At 65.1% G+C, this 15,427-nt stretch carries 16 protein-coding genes; all 16 read left to right on the top strand.

The genetic code is table 11. The features are described 5' to 3' along the window. The first annotated feature begins 615 nt into the window (after positions 1-615). On the top strand, positions 616-894 hold the full coding sequence (locus HEP74_RS01740; protein WP_184413945.1) for a pilus assembly protein: 279 nt from the start codon (positions 616-618) through the stop codon (positions 892-894). Positions 895-1,058: 164 nt separating this feature from the next. Continuing rightward, positions 1,059-2,573 (top strand): pilus assembly protein TadG-related protein, encoded by a 1,515-nt coding sequence (locus HEP74_RS01735; RefSeq protein WP_185814923.1) that lies wholly within the window; start codon positions 1,059-1,061, stop codon positions 2,571-2,573. Then, the gene (locus HEP74_RS01730; RefSeq protein ID WP_255427852.1) at positions 2,510-3,373 is read left to right on the top strand and encodes a hypothetical protein; all 864 of its coding nucleotides are present in this window, start codon (positions 2,510-2,512) and stop codon (positions 3,371-3,373) included. The genes HEP74_RS01735 and HEP74_RS01730 overlap by 64 nt, the downstream gene beginning before the upstream one ends. Positions 3,374-3,378: 5 nt before the next feature. After that, entirely contained in the window at positions 3,379-4,191 is an 813-nt protein-coding gene (locus tag HEP74_RS01725; protein ID WP_255423632.1) for a TadE family protein, read from the top strand. Positions 4,192-4,286: 95 nt separating this feature from the next. Beyond that, positions 4,287-4,880 (top strand): hypothetical protein, encoded by a 594-nt coding sequence (locus HEP74_RS01720; protein WP_255427851.1) that lies wholly within the window; start codon positions 4,287-4,289, stop codon positions 4,878-4,880. Then, entirely contained in the window at positions 4,877-5,071 is a 195-nt protein-coding gene (locus tag HEP74_RS01715) for a hypothetical protein (RefSeq protein WP_185814921.1), read from the top strand. The genes HEP74_RS01720 and HEP74_RS01715 overlap by 4 nt, the downstream gene beginning before the upstream one ends. A gap of 96 nt (positions 5,072-5,167) precedes the next feature. Then, the gene (gene cpaB / locus HEP74_RS01710) at positions 5,168-5,947 is read left to right on the top strand and encodes a Flp pilus assembly protein CpaB (protein WP_255427850.1); all 780 of its coding nucleotides are present in this window, start codon (positions 5,168-5,170) and stop codon (positions 5,945-5,947) included. A gap of 71 nt (positions 5,948-6,018) precedes the next feature. Next, on the top strand, positions 6,019-7,542 hold the full coding sequence (locus HEP74_RS01705; RefSeq protein WP_255427849.1) for a type II and III secretion system protein family protein: 1,524 nt from the start codon (positions 6,019-6,021) through the stop codon (positions 7,540-7,542). A gap of 32 nt (positions 7,543-7,574) precedes the next feature. Next, on the top strand, positions 7,575-9,287 hold the full coding sequence (locus HEP74_RS01700) for a TadA family conjugal transfer-associated ATPase (RefSeq protein WP_185814919.1): 1,713 nt from the start codon (positions 7,575-7,577) through the stop codon (positions 9,285-9,287). Then, positions 9,287-10,135: a type II secretion system F family protein gene (locus HEP74_RS01695; RefSeq protein ID WP_185814918.1), complete on the top strand. Its 849-nt coding sequence runs from the start codon at positions 9,287-9,289 to the stop codon at positions 10,133-10,135. Before HEP74_RS01700 ends, HEP74_RS01695 begins: the two co-directional genes overlap by 1 nt. Continuing rightward, positions 10,132-11,022 carry a type II secretion system F family protein gene (locus HEP74_RS01690; protein WP_185814917.1) on the top strand — a complete coding sequence of 297 codons (891 nt, stop codon included), beginning with the start codon at positions 10,132-10,134 and terminating at the stop codon, positions 11,020-11,022. The genes HEP74_RS01695 and HEP74_RS01690 overlap by 4 nt, the downstream gene beginning before the upstream one ends. Further along, the gene (locus tag HEP74_RS01685; RefSeq protein ID WP_185814916.1) at positions 11,019-11,408 is read left to right on the top strand and encodes a DUF192 domain-containing protein; all 390 of its coding nucleotides are present in this window, start codon (positions 11,019-11,021) and stop codon (positions 11,406-11,408) included. The genes HEP74_RS01690 and HEP74_RS01685 overlap by 4 nt, the downstream gene beginning before the upstream one ends. After that, positions 11,405-12,076 carry a TadE/TadG family type IV pilus assembly protein gene (locus tag HEP74_RS01680; protein ID WP_185814915.1) on the top strand — a complete coding sequence of 224 codons (672 nt, stop codon included), beginning with the start codon at positions 11,405-11,407 and terminating at the stop codon, positions 12,074-12,076. Before HEP74_RS01685 ends, HEP74_RS01680 begins: the two co-directional genes overlap by 4 nt. After that, entirely contained in the window at positions 12,076-12,684 is a 609-nt protein-coding gene (locus HEP74_RS01675; protein WP_185814914.1) for a hypothetical protein, read from the top strand. Before HEP74_RS01680 ends, HEP74_RS01675 begins: the two co-directional genes overlap by 1 nt. Further along, positions 12,612-13,844, top strand: a complete 1,233-nt coding sequence (locus HEP74_RS01670; protein WP_255427848.1) for an OmpA family protein — start codon at positions 12,612-12,614, stop codon at positions 13,842-13,844. Before HEP74_RS01675 ends, HEP74_RS01670 begins: the two co-directional genes overlap by 73 nt. Positions 13,845-14,289: 445 nt before the next feature. Next, positions 14,290-15,234 (top strand): 2-dehydropantoate 2-reductase, encoded by a 945-nt coding sequence (panE, locus tag HEP74_RS01665; RefSeq protein ID WP_185814913.1) that lies wholly within the window; start codon positions 14,290-14,292, stop codon positions 15,232-15,234. Positions 15,235-15,427 lie beyond the last annotated feature (193 nt).

Genomic DNA, 15,427 nt, shown 5'->3' with positions numbered 1-15,427 from the left:
GCGGTCAGCCCACGCAGCGAAGCCCTGGTGCCCTGCCTGCGCAGATTCTGTCGCCGGCCATTCTCGACACGCTCGCGATCCTCGCCGAACCCTTAAGAGGTGAAAGCAATGGGACCAGCGTCAGTCATCGCAGGCTCTCGCCATACCGTCGTCTCCACCACATGGCGACGCGTCTTGCGCATCCCTATTCCGGCGTTCGACTCCAGCAGTGCGCCGGGGAACAGTAAAGGGATCCCCTATTCATCTAGGTATTCCAAGGGTATGGCCGCGCCGAGTCAAGAATTCGCCGCGCACCGCCTTGGCCGAGCTGGCATTCCGAAATCAGCACAGAGTGAATCGATTCATGGAACGTTGTGCCTGAAGTTTGACTCAATTACGGGATAAACATTCCATTTTTGCCCAAGACATTAACGGTAGTTTTCTTGAACCGGCAATATTTTGACTATAAAGTGGCCACGTCCGAGATACATTTGCCATCAGATGTCAAATGCGGGCCAAGGATAAGTTTCATATCTGCGCATGTTTTCACTTATGCAACCCACACGCCTACACGCAACCGCGCGGACGTAAGTGTGCTGCCGGTCCAGTGGGCGCCAGAGCCAAGGAGAGGATTCAATGAAGAACCAACGCAGGCACATTCGTTTCGGCCGCAAGCAGCTCGGCCAGGGCATGACCGAGTACATCATCATCGTGGCCCTGATCGCGATCGCCGCCATCGGCGTGTTTACCTTCTTCGGCGGCACCGTCCGCAGCCAGGTCGCCGGCATGGCGCAGGAGCTGTCGGGCAAGCAGGACGCTAGCCAGATGATCAACCGCGCCGGTACCAACGCCGGCAAGGCGCAGAGCCAGGCCGATAAGGACAAGGGCATGGCCGCGTACAACGGCAACAAGTAAGGCCTTCGCCACCATCTGCCCAGCAGGGCAGATGGTGGCCTGTCGTTGTCACCGCCGTGGGCACGCCTCGGCGTTTTTTTGATCAGCACCTTTATAAATGGACCCAGCCGAGCTGAACGCATCCATGGCGTTCTTAGCGAAGCGTTTTTCCGGAAGGACACCAGATGGGGATCATCGCAGCCGCCGATCCGTCTACAAGGAATGTCGCGCCACGGCTGGGACGCGTCCGCCCCGACATGTCGGGGCAGTCGATGCCCATGGTGCTGGCGTTCCTGATGGTGCTGTGCGTTGGCCTGTTGGTGACCTTCAACACCGGACAGGTCGTCGGCAAGAAAGTGGAAATCACCAATGCCGCCGATGCCGCGGCTTACAGCATCGCGGTCGAGCAGGCGCGCGCGCGCAACTTCGCCGCTTACTTGAACCGCGGACGCGTCGCCAACGAAGTGGCGATCGCGCAAACGGTCAGCCTGAATTCGTGGCTGACGATGGTGCACTCCACCTCCGTGCATTTCGGAGAATTCACCAAGGTCGCCGAGACCTTGTTGTTCTGGGTGCCTGGCCTGGGCGAAGTGCTGATCGCGCTCGATCGCGCCATGACTGCGATCAACAAGGCGCTCAAGGTCTTTCGGCAAGGTTTCATGCAGGTGGCGAACGGCGAAATCCGAGTGCTGGACCAGGTGCTGGACCACCCCTATGCGCTTGCGGCGGATGCCGCGGTCGGGACGCTCGCATCGGAAGCCAACGTCTTCCTCCTTGCCAACAAGGTGGTCAAGGACAACGCACCAGATGCGGAACTGACCCTGGTCGGCAAGGGCGTGTTAGCCAAGAACGTGGTCTCGGCGGGCAACCAGCTGGAACGCTACAGCCCCGGCCAGCGCAAAGGCCTGACCAGCACCAACCCGGGCGGCGAACGCTACCGCAACGTGGTCATGGCATCGCGCGACACGTTTACGCGCGCGCGCGACGGCACCGCATTCGGGGTGTTCAACAACAACGGCGGCACGGACATGGTCGAATACGATCGCTGGTCGGCCGTGGATGCGTTCCAATTCAAGCTTCCTCTTCCCTGGCCGCTGGACGACGTCAAGATTCCGCTGGGCTGGGGCGGCACCCAAGCCGTCGATGGCCGCAAGCCGAATTTCTTCGGGGGAATGAGCAATGGGCGTGGATGGAAATCGCCCTACGACAACAGGACCTACAAGGCCTACAACGGCACCAAGCGCAGCGATATCGCCGGCCGGTTCATCGAAGGCGACCCTGCCGTGATCGAGGATTTCAAGCGCGACAAAGCATTTTTCAATGGCTACCGCTACGGTATCAGCCCGCAGTATCACGACGTCAAGAGCACCTATTCGCAAACTCCCGACGGCGCCAATGCCGGGCCAATCTATACGGTCGAGGTGGGCACCAAGATAGAAAAGGCGCGCACCAGTTCCACGCTCAAGATCGGGCGTGGCCGCATGGAACTGAAGGACGAGGCGCGCGGAAACCAGTTGCGGGCGATGGCCAGCGCGCAGGTCTATTTCAACCGCCCCCATGAGCTCGCCGCCTTCCGGCGTTCGGTTTGGGGCAAGGGCGACGGAAAATTCGAAAAAGGCAGTTTGTTCAGTCCGTATTGGCAGGCCCGCCTGGTGCAGACACCAGCGGCGGACCGTACTCTTTTGGTGGCCGCTCCATGATGTTCTTCGAAAAAAGATCCCGCGCCCTCGCCGCAGGCTGCGTGGCCTTGCTTGCCTTCACCGGCGGCTGCCATTCGCGCGATGCAGCCGAAGGCGACTTGGAGGCCTCGGCTTCCGATGGCGGTGCCAAATCGCTGCCCGCGCTGCATGTCGTTCTGGCATGGGAATCGCGCGTGGGCGGCGAGAACATGGAGCGCAAGAACTATCGCGCCAAGCTGGACGCCTGCAGCGGCTCCGGCATGCCGACGCGCGCGCTCTCGCCGCAGGAAGAAGCCAAGCTGGGCACCGGCGAAGTCGAAATCATGATCGACGCGCGACGCCAGTTCGCGCACCAGGTCAGCTGGACGCTCGGCGCCGATGGCGAAGACGGGCGAAGCGCATGCCTGGCCAAGCTCGAGCAACACGAAGACCACGACGCGATCGAAGACGCGACCGGCATGTACGAAGCGATCGACAGCGGCGCACGTACCCAGGAGCGCCAGGACGTACAGGGCACCGGTTGGAAGCTCATGGGCGACGGCCAGATCAAGGGCCAGCCCTGCACCCGGTGGCAGAACGGGCAGCAGGAAGTGTGCATGTGGTCCGGCGGCATGAAGTGGGGATTCGCCGAGGCGCCGGCCGACGCGGCGGGCTGCACGGTGGACAGCGCGGGCAACTACCTGAATTCCATCCCGCTGGAAGCCAAGCCGCTGCAAGGCGGGAATGGCTGCCTGCTGCAGGTCAAGTCGTTCAGCCTCGGCAAGGGACTGCTTCCCGAGGACCCCGCCGGCGAGGTAGCAGGCAAGGAGCAGGCAGGATGAAAACGATGTCCATTGCGTCGCCACGCCGCATGCGCGGGCAAGGCATGGTGGAACTAGCCGTGTGTGCCGCTGTGCTGGTCCCGCTCTTTCTGCTGATCCCGGTCGTGGCCAAGCTCGGGCACGGCAAGCAGATGGCGATGCAGGCCGCACGCAATGCGGCCTGGGAAGCCACGGTAGCCAACAACTACCAGCCGCCGACCCGAGGCGCACTGCAGAGCAAAGCGCTCGATCGCAACTTCGCCGATGCCGATGCGCCGATCAGGTCGGCGACGTCCGGCAGCAGCAGCGGTGCGTTCGGCGACCAGATGCTCAATACGTTTTCGAACAAGAAGTTGCTGGAGAAGAACGACCTGTCGGTCACGCGGACCGCCAACGCCAATTCACCTGGCTACGTCGACGAAGCGGCGACGCTGTTGCCGAAGAACTATTTCGACAACGCCTTCCCGCCCAATCGAAAGGGCTACGTCACCGCGGAAGTGTCGCTGAACTACCGCGACCTGAAGACCGCCGATGGCCGGCCGGCGCATTTCCTGGAGCCGCTGGACAACCTCAACCTGGTCGACAAGCGCCACCAGACCCTGCTGGCGGATGCCTGGAACGCGTCCGGCCCACGCAGCGGACCGCGCAGCGTGGTCAGCACCGTAAAGCCCTTGGCGCCGCTGTCGTATTTCGAAGGGCTGGATGGCATCTTCGACACCCTGAAGGTGCTGGAGCCGATCATGCCGATGGTCGGATCGCTCGGCGACCTGGAAATCGGCACGATCGAGCCGGATGTCGTCCCCGCGGACAAGCTGGCCAATTACCCGGCCAAGCAATGAGCGGGCGACCTTCCAGCCGCCTGCTCGCGCAGATGGTGGGCCCGGTCCTGTTCGGGCTCGCCACACAGCATGCACGCGCGGCGGATTGGCCGGATGTGCCTGTGCCCGAACAGGCCTCGGGCGAGATCGTGTCCGACCACATGATCTACAACGGCATTTCGATGCGCGCCAGCCGCTTCACCGTGGCCGCGCCGCCAGGCCAGGTGGAACAGTTCTATCGACAGGAATGGGGCAAGGGCGTGGTGGCCACTCCCGTGGGCAACAAGACCGTGCTCGGCCACATGGAGGCAGGCGGTTACTACGTCACCGTCGAACTGAGCGGAGATGCCACCAGCACGCGCGGCCAGATCGGCGTGATGCAGCTCCCGAAGAACGACCTGCCGGCGGACGGCGTCGGCAAGGGCTTCGGACGGCTGCCGGATACACAGGTCGCCGAAGACATCGTCTACATGGACACGCCGCGCCATGTCAGAACCCTGAGCATGCTCAACCGCTATACGCCGCTGCAGAACCAGCAGTACTACACGCGCCACTTCGCAGCGCAAGGTTACGTGCGGGACAGCTCCTCGTCCGCCTGCGCGGCGACGAGCCCGCATTGCGTCGGCCGTTTCATCCGCCAGGAAGAACGCGTCACGGTGACCTCCAGCCGCGGCAAGACCGGTACCGTGGTCGTGGCGGTGGTCGAATGATCCGCTCCGGCATGCCCTGCAAGCGCACCCAACGCGGTCAATCCACGATCGAGTACACCGTGGTGGTGATGGCGCTGGTGATCGTGCTGATCGCCAATCCGAACGTGATCACCGACGTGGTCACCGCCCTGAAAGACCTTTATGCCGCCTTTGTCTACGCCATCTCGGCGTCCGACATCCTGGTGGGTTGACCTCCATTCCCTCGCCACGGCCTGCCTCGACGGCAACTCTTCATGCAGAAACCAAAACTCAGCAAGAACATCCTGTTCATCATCATCGCCGTGGTGATGGCGGCCTTCGCCGCCTTCATCGCGGTGAGCTACATCCGCACCACCGTCGCCGAGCGCACCCAGGACACGCGGCCGATGGTCGAGGTGGCCGTGCCGGTGAACGACCTGCCGCAGGGCGCGATCCTGCAAGGCAGCGATCTGGCATCGCGGCCGATCCCGGCCGAATTCGCGCCTGCGGATGCGGTCACGCCGGACAACCACGGCCAGTACGAAGGGCGGATGCTGCGTGCTCCGGCCCGTGGCGGCGCGCCACTGAGCGCCAGTGCGCTGGTGCCCTTGTACGAACAGTTTTCCCGGCTGATTCCCAAGGGCAAGGTCGCCTACACGATGAGCGTGGACGAGAACAACTCGATCTCCGGCATGATCGCCCCGGGCGACCTCATCGATATCTTCTTCGTGAAGGATGCCTCCACCAGCGGCGCGCCCGGTTCGGGCAGCGGCGCCCAGGTGTTTCCGCTGCTGCAGAAGGTCAAGGTCCTGGCGGCCGGCAGCCGGATCGGCGATGCGCCCACGCCAAAGGAGGGAGAGGAGTCGAACGAATCGGCGGGATTCTCCAGCGTCACCCTGGAACTCGACCAGTACCAGGCCAAGCAGTTGGCCATGGCCTCGAAGGTGGGCGCGGTCCGTGTGCTGCTGCGCGAACTTCAGGACACCTCGCCCGGCGCGGCGACAGGCATGAGCGAGAGTCAATTACTGCGATCGCTGGGATCGGGCGATCCGGAAAGCACCGGCACCGGAAGCAGCCGCGTTGAGTTCATCATTGGCGGAAAGGGTTGAGCATGAGGCAAGCAACAGGACGTAGCAGAAGCAAGGCAGGCAGGTCGGCGGCGTGGCTGGCTGGCATCCTGTTGGCGGGTATTGGAGGCATCAACGCGTCGGCCCAACAGGCCGCCATACCGGCCGCGGCGAAGACTGCGGCGAACACCGCGGCGCATCCTGCAGCGGCGCCCGCCGCCGCCGGCACGCCGTCCGACGAGGCCGCGGCCGAGCAGGCGCGGCTGATCGCGCAAGGTCGTCAGGTCGACCAGTTCAAGCGTGCGGCCGAATCGCAGATCCAGGAATTGGGAGCGGGTACCGCCTCAGGCGGCGTCGCCCTGGCGGGCGACAAGAAGCCGTCGGTGGCACCACCGCTGCAGCCTGCCCAGACCGTCTATGCGGGCGAGGCCGTGGTTCGGCGCGTGCACGGCGCGCTGCGCCGCATCGCGGTCGGCGATGGCGAGGTGCTCAGCGTGTTTTCGGTCGGCAAGTCCGAACTGGTCATGATCGGCACCAAGCCCGGCGACACCAACGTGCATCTGTGGATGGCGGACGGCAGCCAGCGCGATGTCAGCGTGACGGTGACGGGTGGCAAGTCGGAAGGCGTGGCCGACACCGTACGCGAGTTGCTGGGCAATACGCCTGGCGTCACCGTGAGGGCGATCGGCTCCAACGTCGTCATCTCCGGTAACGACATCGATGCGGCCACGACCGCAAAGATCCAGGCATTGCAGAAGCTGTATCCGCAGGTCCTGAACTTTGCCGGCGCCGATCCGGTCGGCATGCGGCCGATGATCCAGATGGACGTTTCCATCATGGAGTTCAACAAGAACGCGGTGGAAGACCTGGGTATCCGTTGGGACACCACGATCGACGGTCCGATCGGCGGATTGATCCGCGATGTCACCACGAACGGCTTCTTTCGCGTGCTTCCCGAGAACAACCAGACCTTCCAGGACGTCAAGGACACGTTGCCGACCAGGCTGCCCGGACCGCAGGGCTACTTCGGCATCGCGACCACCATCGGGTCGCAGATCAACCTGCTGATGAGCCGCGGCAAGGCGTGGGTGCTGGCCCAGCCCAAGCTCAGCGCCAAGAGCGGCAGCAGCGCCTCGTTCCTGGTCGGCGGCGAGGTGCCGATCGTGGTGCCGTCGGTGCTCGGGCAGACCCAGATCGAATACAAGGAATACGGCATCCGTCTCAACATCAACCCGACGGTCAATTCCTCCAATCAGGTGAACACCTCGATCATGGCGGAAGTCAGCAGGATCGACCCTTCGGTGTCGGTGCAGGGCGTGCCCGGCTTCCTGACCCGTCGCGCCGAGACCGAAATCAACGTCAACGCCGGCCAGACCATCGTCATCTCAGGCCTGCTCGATCGCGAGGCCTCCAAGGCCGTGGACAAGCTGCCGATCCTCGGCGACATCCCGATCCTGGGCAAGCTGTTCCGCTCCGACGGGTTCCGCGGCAACAAGACCGAGCTGGTGATCTTCGTGACCCCGCGCATCGTCAGCCCGACCTCGCCGGAGAACCTGCAGGACCTGCAACGCGGCGATGCGATCGAAAAGGGCTTGCAGGACGAGATCAGCCCCAGGCAGGACAAGTTGATCAAGTAATCCACCCTACGTAGTGCGGAAGGTTCATCGTCATGTTCACAGTGCTGATCAATACGCCGGGCCGCGATACTCGCCAGGTCAAATGCATGCATCGGGAGTGCGGCATCGGCCGCGGCGATGCCAACCTGGTGATGCTCCAAGGCTGGAATATCGCCGGCAAGCACGCCACGCTGCTGCGCGAAGACGAGGGCGTTTTCATCCTGCCATTGGGCGGGCGCGAGCCGATCACGCTCAACGGCAAGGTTGTCCTGGCCAAGCAAGGCCCGATCGACGGCAAGGACGAGATCCGCATCGGGCACTACATGCTCAAGGTGAGTGGCGACGACGCGCGGATCGCCAAGCACACGCCGGCGGCCAACGATGGCGTCGCCGCGCGCGCGGCCGAACCTGCAACGGCGCCGGCCGATGCGGCAGCCGCAACGCCGGCTTCCACCGACATGGTGCTGGCCGGCCCGCCGCCGCCGGACATCGCCACCTGGCGCACCAAACTGCACATGGCGCTGGTCCGGCAAATGGATCTGCGCCGGATGGATGTGCGCAGCATGGACGACGGCGCACTCCGCGACAGCACCATCAACCTGATCGACGACATCCTCGCGCGCGAGTTTGCCGACCTGCCCTCGGACATCAACCCGCGCCGCCTGGCCAAACAGGTACTGGACGAAGCCATCGGTCTGGGTCCGCTGGAAGATCTGATCGAGGATCCGACCGTCACCGAAATCATGGTCAATGCCCACGACGATATCTTCATCGAGCGGGCCGGGCGCATCCAGAAATCGGAGGTGGTGTTCTCCAACGAACGCGCCTGCCTGGCGGCGATCGAACGGATCGTCACCCCGCTGGGCCGGCGCATCGACGAAAGCTCGCCGCTGGTCGATGCGCGCCTGAAGGACGGCTCGCGCGTGAACGCGGTGATCCCGCCGGTGGCCCTGCGCGGGCCGAGCATCAGCATCCGTAAGTTCGCCACGCGCCGCCTGATGGGCGAAGACTTGTTGAAATACGGCTCCTTGAACCAGCCGATGCTGGACTTCCTGATCATGGCGGTGCGCGAGCGCCGCAACATCGTGGTGTCCGGCGGCACCGGCTCGGGCAAGACCACGCTGCTGAACATCCTGTCGAACTTCATCCCCGATGGCGACCGCGTGGTGACCATCGAGGACGCGGCCGAACTGAAGCTCGTGCAGCCGAACCTGGTCGCATTGGAGGCCCGCCCTGCGAACATGGAGGGCAAGGGCCAGATCACCATCCGCGATCTGGTCAAGAACGCGCTACGCATGCGCCCGGATCGGATCGTGGTCGGCGAGTGCCGCGGAGGCGAGAGCCTGGACATGCTGCAGGCCATGAATACCGGCCACGAGGGTTCGTTGACCACCGCGCACGCCAACAACCCGCGCGAAACGCTGTCGCGCCTGGAAGTGATGGTGATGATGGCCGGCATGGAACTGCCGATGACGGTCGTGCGCGAGCAGATCGCCTCGGCGGTCAACCTCATCGTGCACCAGCGCCGCTACCCCTGCGGGTCGCGCAAGGTCAGCCACATCACCGAAATCACCGGCATCGAAAGCGGCACCATCCAGATGCAGGACCTGTTCCTGTTCAAGCCGACCACCTACCACGGGCCGGACGGCAAGGTCGCCGGCAACTTCGTGGCGACCGGCGCGGTGCCCGAATTCTACGAAGAGCTGGCCGAGCGTGGCGTGTCGGTGGATTTGGATATTTTCCGCAGCCAGGGAAGTACGCGCTGATGGCCCTGTGGTTGATCGCCTTGCTGGTGTTCGGCGGCGCATTGGTCGGCGTTCTGCTGGTTGCGCGTTCCGGCGAGCGGTTCATGCAGCGCTACCGCGAGAGTTTCATGGACCAGGCGCGCATGAACCTGGCGGACATGTTCCTGTTCATGGACCCGGCGCAGGTCTACATGATCAGCGCCGTGGTGATGGTGATCATCCCGCTGCTCATCTGGATGCTGACCGGCAGCCTGGTCATCGCGGTGCTGATCGGCGTCTTCCTGATCTTCGCGCCCCGCAAGATCTATGCGTATCTGCGCCGGCGCCGGCTGGAAAAGATCCAGGAACAACTCCCCGACGCGCTGCAGATGCTGTCCAGCAGCCTGCGTGCCGGCGTGGGTTTCGCGCCGGCGATGGAAGTGCTGGTGCACGATGGGCAGCCGCCGTTGGCGCAGGAATTGGCGCTGGTGCTGCGCGAACAGCACATGGGCGTGCGCGCCGAAGAAGCGATGGAAAATTTCAGCAAGCGCGTGCCGATCACCGATGCCGAACTGTTCGTCTCGGCGGTGAACATCTCGCGCGAGGTGGGCGGCAACCTGGCCGAAACCCTGGCGACGCTGGCCGAAACGCTGCGTCGGCGCCTGACCATGGAAAAGAAGGTCAAGTCCCTGACCGCGCAGGGCCGCTTGCAGGGCATCGTCATGGCGATGCTGCCGGTGTTCCTGATCGGCTATCTCAGCCTGATGTACAGCGAAACCATGCAGCCCATGTTCCACAGCTGGCACGGATGGGTGGTGATCACCATCTGCCTGGTCATGGAATACCTGGGCTATCGTCTCTGCAAGAAGATCATGACGATCGACGTATGACCTGGATGCTCGCCCTCGTCGCTCTTCTGGCCGCCGGCGCCGTCGCGCTGGTGATCATCGGCACGCGCGGGGTGATCCGCGAAGTCGAGCTGGAGGATCGTACCTACTACGACCCGCTGCCACGGTTGATGCAGTTGATGTGGCCGCTGGTGACGGTGCTGACGCGCCGCATCGCGCCGCACCTCAGCGTCACCCAGCTCGAGCAGACCCATCGCCAGCTGCAGGCCGCCGGGCAGGACTTCACCCTGACCCCGGAAGAATTCTACGGCCTGCGCATGGCCAGCGCGATCGTGGTGACCGCGGTATTCCTGCTGTGCACGGCGATGCTCGGCAAGCTCGCGATCGGGGCGGGGCTGATGTGCCTGTTCTTCGGGGGCGTGCTGGGCTGGCTCTACCCCGCGCTGTGGCTGGGCGAACGCCGCAAGGCGCGGCAGAAGGCGGTGGTGCGCGACCTGCCGGTCTACCTGGATTTCATCACCATGTCGGTGGAAGCCGGCTTGAATGTGACCGGCGGCATCGAGCAGGCCGTGGCCAAGGGGCCGGCCGGCGCGCTGTCGCAGGAGTTCTCGCGCATGCTCCGCGATCTGCGCGCCGGGCTTCCCAGGGCAGAAGCGCTGCGGCGCATGGCAGAACGCATGGACATCGGCCAAATCACCAGCTTCACCAGCGCGCTGATCCAGGCCGACAAGGTCGGCGCCAACTTGAGCGACACCCTGCGCGCGCAGGCCAACCAACGCCGCGAAGAGCGCTTCCTGCGCGCGGAGAAGCTGGCGCTGGAGGCGCCGGTGAAGATGATGCTGCCGCTGGTGATGTTCTTCTTCCCGCTGATCTTCCTGTTCCTGGGCTACTTCATCTACTTGAAGATGTTGCAGGAGGGAATCCTGTGAAGCGCGGACTCATCGAACGCAGCCGGGGCGCGTCCATCCCGCACGTGTGGTCCGCCGACACCTGGTGGTCGCGGATGCGCGGCTTGCTGGCGCGGCCGGCCCTGGCTGAGGACGGATCGGAAGCCCTGTTGATCCGGCCATGCGCCAGCGTGCACACCATCGGCATGGCCTACCCGTTGGACCTGGTGTTTCTCGCGCGCGACGACGTCGTCCTGGAATGGCGCCAGAACGTCAGGCCGTACCGGGCCGCGGCCTGCCGTCGCGCCGTGGCCACCATCGAATTCCATGGCGGCGCGCTGGACCGCCTGCAACCGCAGCAGGGCGAACAGTGGCGCTGGCGCGCCGCAGCGGTCGCGCCGCCGCCCGACACTGGAGCATGGCCATGAAGACACGCATGCGGGAATTTCGCGGCCGGCACTCGATGCGCGGCCAATCCATGGTGGAACTGGTGATCATCACCCCGGTCCTGCTGTTCCTGTTGCTCTCCGTCATCCAGGCGGTGCTGGTGTACCGGATGAAATCGACGCTCGACTATGCCGCGCTGATGACGGCGCGGGCGGGTGCGGTGAGCGGCGTGGACCGGCAGGAAATGCGCAAGGCCCTGGCCAAAGGCATGCTGCCCCTGTATGTGCACGAAACCGGGCAGGCCGCAATGGAGGTCGCATATTGGACAAAAGCACTGCCCGACCTAACAGTGCACGGCCATATCACCGTGATCAACCCGACGCGTGCGGCATGGGGCAACTTCAAGGAGCGGCAGTACAACGGCCAGTACGCCCTGCCCAACGATACGCTCGCCTACCGCAGCACCACGGTCGGCAGCAGCGGCGTGAATGTCCAGGACGCCAACATCCTCAAGATCAAGGTCGTCTACGACGCACCGCTTGTGGTGCCGTTCGTGGGCTGGGTGCTCGGCGGGCGATCGCAGTATCTGAAGCCAGGTACGTTCGAATCATCGCCGCTGCAGACATTCACCGGGCGCTTGCCCATCGAGAGCTACGCCATCGTGCGGATGCAATCGCCCATCTACAAGCAGGGCAACCTGGACAAGTGATGCGTCGACGCTCGTTGCTGGCCGGCGCGCTGGCGCTCTCCCTTGCGCTCGCGGGAACGGCCCTCGCCCAGGAACTGCCATTCTCCGGCGTGGCCGAGGTGACGACCAACCAACTGAGCGGGCTGAGCCGGATCCGCCCCAAAGACGCGCCGCAGCCGGTGACGCTGTATTTCCGCGACGATGCGCTGCGCGTGCAGTTCAAGGATGCAAGCGGCACGCCGTACGCGCTGATCCTCACCAAGGACGCGAGCATCGGGTGGATCGTGGGCCAGCAGGGCGATGGCATGCCGGTGCCCGGCATGCGCTGGCCGCTGCGCTTCGACCCGGAACAGCCCTGCGCAGGTCTGGGCATGTTCGCAGACTGCCAACGTGTCGACACCGGCGTCCATGCCGGTCGGCCGGCGGTGCAGTGGCGATACCGGCTGTCCAATGCGAGCGGCCCCGGCATGACCCGGCAGGGAACGATGTGGCTGGATCGCGACACCGGCCTGGTGCTTGCGTATCGCGGCAAGACCGGTCTGCAACAGCAGCAGCAATGGGACATCCAGCGCGTGGAATACCGCCCGCAACCCGATGCGCTGTTCCAGCCCCCCGAACCGGCCCACTAGTCACGGGCGCTGGCAGCCCGCGCCGCGCGCCGTTTCGCGTCGCCGATTGGTCGGTGTTCATCGTGGCGCAGGAAGATCGGCCGGGTTCGCGGCTACACTGTTTTTTCGTCCCCCGGCAAAGGAGTACCTCTGTGAAAAAGGCAGTAGCGGCGACGTTGGTTGTAGCGATCACCCTGGGTCTTGGCGCCTGCAAGAAGCAGGAGCACGCCGCGCAAGGCGACGAGCATGCCGCCGCGTCCGCGGCCGCGGACGGCAGTCCGCAGGCGTCGCAACCTCAACAGGAAGCAACCGCCAAGGGCTTCGATGCGTCCAGCCTGCCGGTGTCGAGCGTACCGCTGGGCGCGTTCCCGTATATCGCGCTTCCCAACGGCTATGTCACCGGAAGCACGCCGGATGTCGCCGATTTCGACCAGGTGCCGTTCTGGACAGGCGATCGCCTGGAAACCGTGGAGGGCAAGGTATGGTCCGCGCACATCGATGCCGCGCAGGGCAAGACCTTCTCGGACGTGGAACTGGAACGCAACATCGAAGCGGTGGTCGCGTCGCTGGGCGGCAAGAAGATCTTCGACGGCAAGATTCCGGAACAAGCCGGGCAGAAGATCAAGGAATGGCCGCGCGATTTCGCGGTCAAGTACAACAGCGGCCTGGGCGATGTCTGGAACAATCCCACACAGGTGTTCGTCGTGCATCGCGCCGATCGCGACATCTGGATCCACCTGTGCAGCTACCAGTTCGGCGGCGGACTGCTCATCGCCGAGACCAAGCCGCTGGAAATCACCGCCAGCCTGCTGCCGGCCAGCGAACTGAAGGCGCAGATCGACAAGACCGGCAAGGTGGCATTGCACGTCAACTTCGCAACCGACAAGACCGACATCCTGCCGGACTCGCAACCGCAGATCGAGCAGGTCGTGCAGCTGCTCAAGCAGGATGCCTCGCTGAAGTTGGCCGTAAATGGCTACACCGACAACACCGGCGACCCGGCGCACAACAAGACGTTGTCGGACGGCCGCGCCAAGGCTGTCGCCTCCGCAATTGCGGCCCAGGGCATCGATGCGACCAGATTGACGTCTGCCGGCTTTGGCGATGCCGATCCGGTAGCCGACAACGCAAACGAAGCTGGCAAGGCGCAAAACCGCAGGGTCGAACTAGTCAAGCGCTAGGACCTGTCAACAGAGCCCGCTTGGATGCCGCATCGGTAGCGGAAACCTGCACGCCTGGCTCGTCGCGGGCAGGTCCTTTCCGCGCGACGCCAGCGGGCTCTACTTACACGACACCAAGAATCCCCTAGGCGGATCGGCTGCCGCTGCGCGCCGGTCCCCGGCGAATTCATCGCCGGCCGCCCCGCCGCCGGCTGGCGTTATCAATCCGCCACGCAAGGGCCCGACGGCACCACCAGCGGCACGCTCTGGCTGGACAGCAGCGGCCTGCTGCTCGGCTATCGCGGCCGTATCGGCAGCCGCCGCGACGAACGCAGCCTGCGCGTGGACGCGGTCAGCTACGGGCCCGTGCCCGCCGAGACCTTCGCGCCCCCGGACGGCTTGCGCACGCCGCAGACGCGCGACCCGCCTCGCTGAACCGGGCCGGCGTCGCTGCTACCATCGGCGCATGCGCATCCTGATCCTCGGCGCCGGCGCGACCGGCGGCTACTTCGGCGGACGCCTGGCCCAGGCCGGCGCCGACGTCACCTTCCTGGTCCGCCCGGCACGAGCCGATCGGCTGCAGCGCGACGGCTTGCGCATCCGCAGCCCGCGCGGCGATGCCGACATCGCGGTGACCACGCTGACCGCCGACACGTTGCCGGCCGCGGCCGCCGCGCAGCCATTCGACCTTGCGATCCTCAGCTGCAAGGCCTACGACCTGGACAGCGCCCTGGACGCGCTGGCGCCGGCGATGAGCGGCGACACCGCGTTGCTGCCGATCCTCAACGGCCTGCGCCACTACCCGGTGCTGGACACGCGCTTCGGGGCCGAACGCGTGCTCGGCGGGCTGTGCTTCATCAGCGCCACGCTGGACGCGGACGGCAGCATCCAGCACCTGGGCAAGCCGGCCTCGCTGACCTTCGGCGAACGCGACGGACGCGGCGCCGACAGCGCACGCGTGCGCGACCTGGCCGCCGCCTGCACGCAGGCCGGCATCGACCATGTCGCCACGCCGCGCATCGCACAGGAACAGTGGATCAAGTACACCTTCCTGACCGCGCTGGCCGCGGCCACCTGCCTGATGCGCGCGCCGACCGGCCGCATCGTCGCCAGCGACGACGGCGTGGCGCTGCTGCATGGGCTGTATGCCGAATGCACGGCGGTCGCCGCCGCCGCAGGCGAACCGGTGCCGGAAGCGGCGCAGGCCAACGCGCTGCAGCTGCTGACCCAACCCGGCTCGCCGATGAAAGCGTCGATGCTGCGCGACCTGGAAGCCGGGCAGCAGGTGGAAGCGCAGCACATCGTCGGCGACATGCTGGCGCGCGCCCGCGCCGCCGGCCACGCCGCGCCATGGCTGATAGCCGCTTACTGCCACCTGCAGGCCTACCAGGCGGGGCTGGCGGAGCAATAGAACCGGACAGCGCGGCGTCTGCAGCGGCATGCGATTCACTGAAGCGCCGGAACCGCCGTCTCGCGCAATCTTCCCGATGTTGGATCCGGCGCAGCGTGGCGAGGCGCAATGCGCATTGTGTGTGGGAGCGGCTTAAGCGGCCACAAGCGGACCATGCGCTTGGCCGGCCGGCAAGCGTCGGGACTGAAGTCCC

This window comes from Xanthomonas sp. SS, assembly GCF_014236835.1.
In the GTDB taxonomy this organism is placed as follows: domain Bacteria; phylum Pseudomonadota; class Gammaproteobacteria; order Xanthomonadales; family Xanthomonadaceae; genus Xanthomonas_A.
The sequence above is the reverse complement of the archived record's forward strand: the minus strand, read 5'-3'. Positions and strand labels throughout refer to the sequence as shown.

Bases quoted from the DNA above. Each gene is read 5' to 3' on its own strand.
- HEP74_RS01740 (WP_184413945.1), top strand. From the start codon at position 616: ATGAAGAACCAACGCAGGCACATTCGTTTCGGCCGCAAGCAGCTCGGC.
- panE (WP_185814913.1), top strand. From the start codon at position 14,290: ATGCGCATCCTGATCCTCGGCGCCGGCGCGACCGGCGGCTACTTCGGC.
- HEP74_RS01700 (WP_185814919.1), top strand. From the start codon at position 7,575: ATGTTCACAGTGCTGATCAATACGCCGGGCCGCGATACTCGCCAGGTC.
- HEP74_RS01725 (WP_255423632.1), top strand. From the start codon at position 3,379: ATGTCCATTGCGTCGCCACGCCGCATGCGCGGGCAAGGCATGGTGGAA.
- cpaB (WP_255427850.1), top strand. From the start codon at position 5,168: ATGGCGGCCTTCGCCGCCTTCATCGCGGTGAGCTACATCCGCACCACC.
- HEP74_RS01715 (WP_185814921.1), top strand. From the start codon at position 4,877: ATGATCCGCTCCGGCATGCCCTGCAAGCGCACCCAACGCGGTCAATCC.
- HEP74_RS01670 (WP_255427848.1), top strand. From the start codon at position 12,612: ATGGGACATCCAGCGCGTGGAATACCGCCCGCAACCCGATGCGCTGTT.
- HEP74_RS01680 (WP_185814915.1), top strand. From the start codon at position 11,405: ATGAAGACACGCATGCGGGAATTTCGCGGCCGGCACTCGATGCGCGGC.
- HEP74_RS01695 (WP_185814918.1), top strand. From the start codon at position 9,287: ATGGCCCTGTGGTTGATCGCCTTGCTGGTGTTCGGCGGCGCATTGGTC.
- HEP74_RS01735 (WP_185814923.1), top strand. From the start codon at position 1,059: ATGGGGATCATCGCAGCCGCCGATCCGTCTACAAGGAATGTCGCGCCA.
- HEP74_RS01675 (WP_185814914.1), top strand. From the start codon at position 12,076: ATGCGTCGACGCTCGTTGCTGGCCGGCGCGCTGGCGCTCTCCCTTGCG.
- HEP74_RS01690 (WP_185814917.1), top strand. From the start codon at position 10,132: ATGACCTGGATGCTCGCCCTCGTCGCTCTTCTGGCCGCCGGCGCCGTC.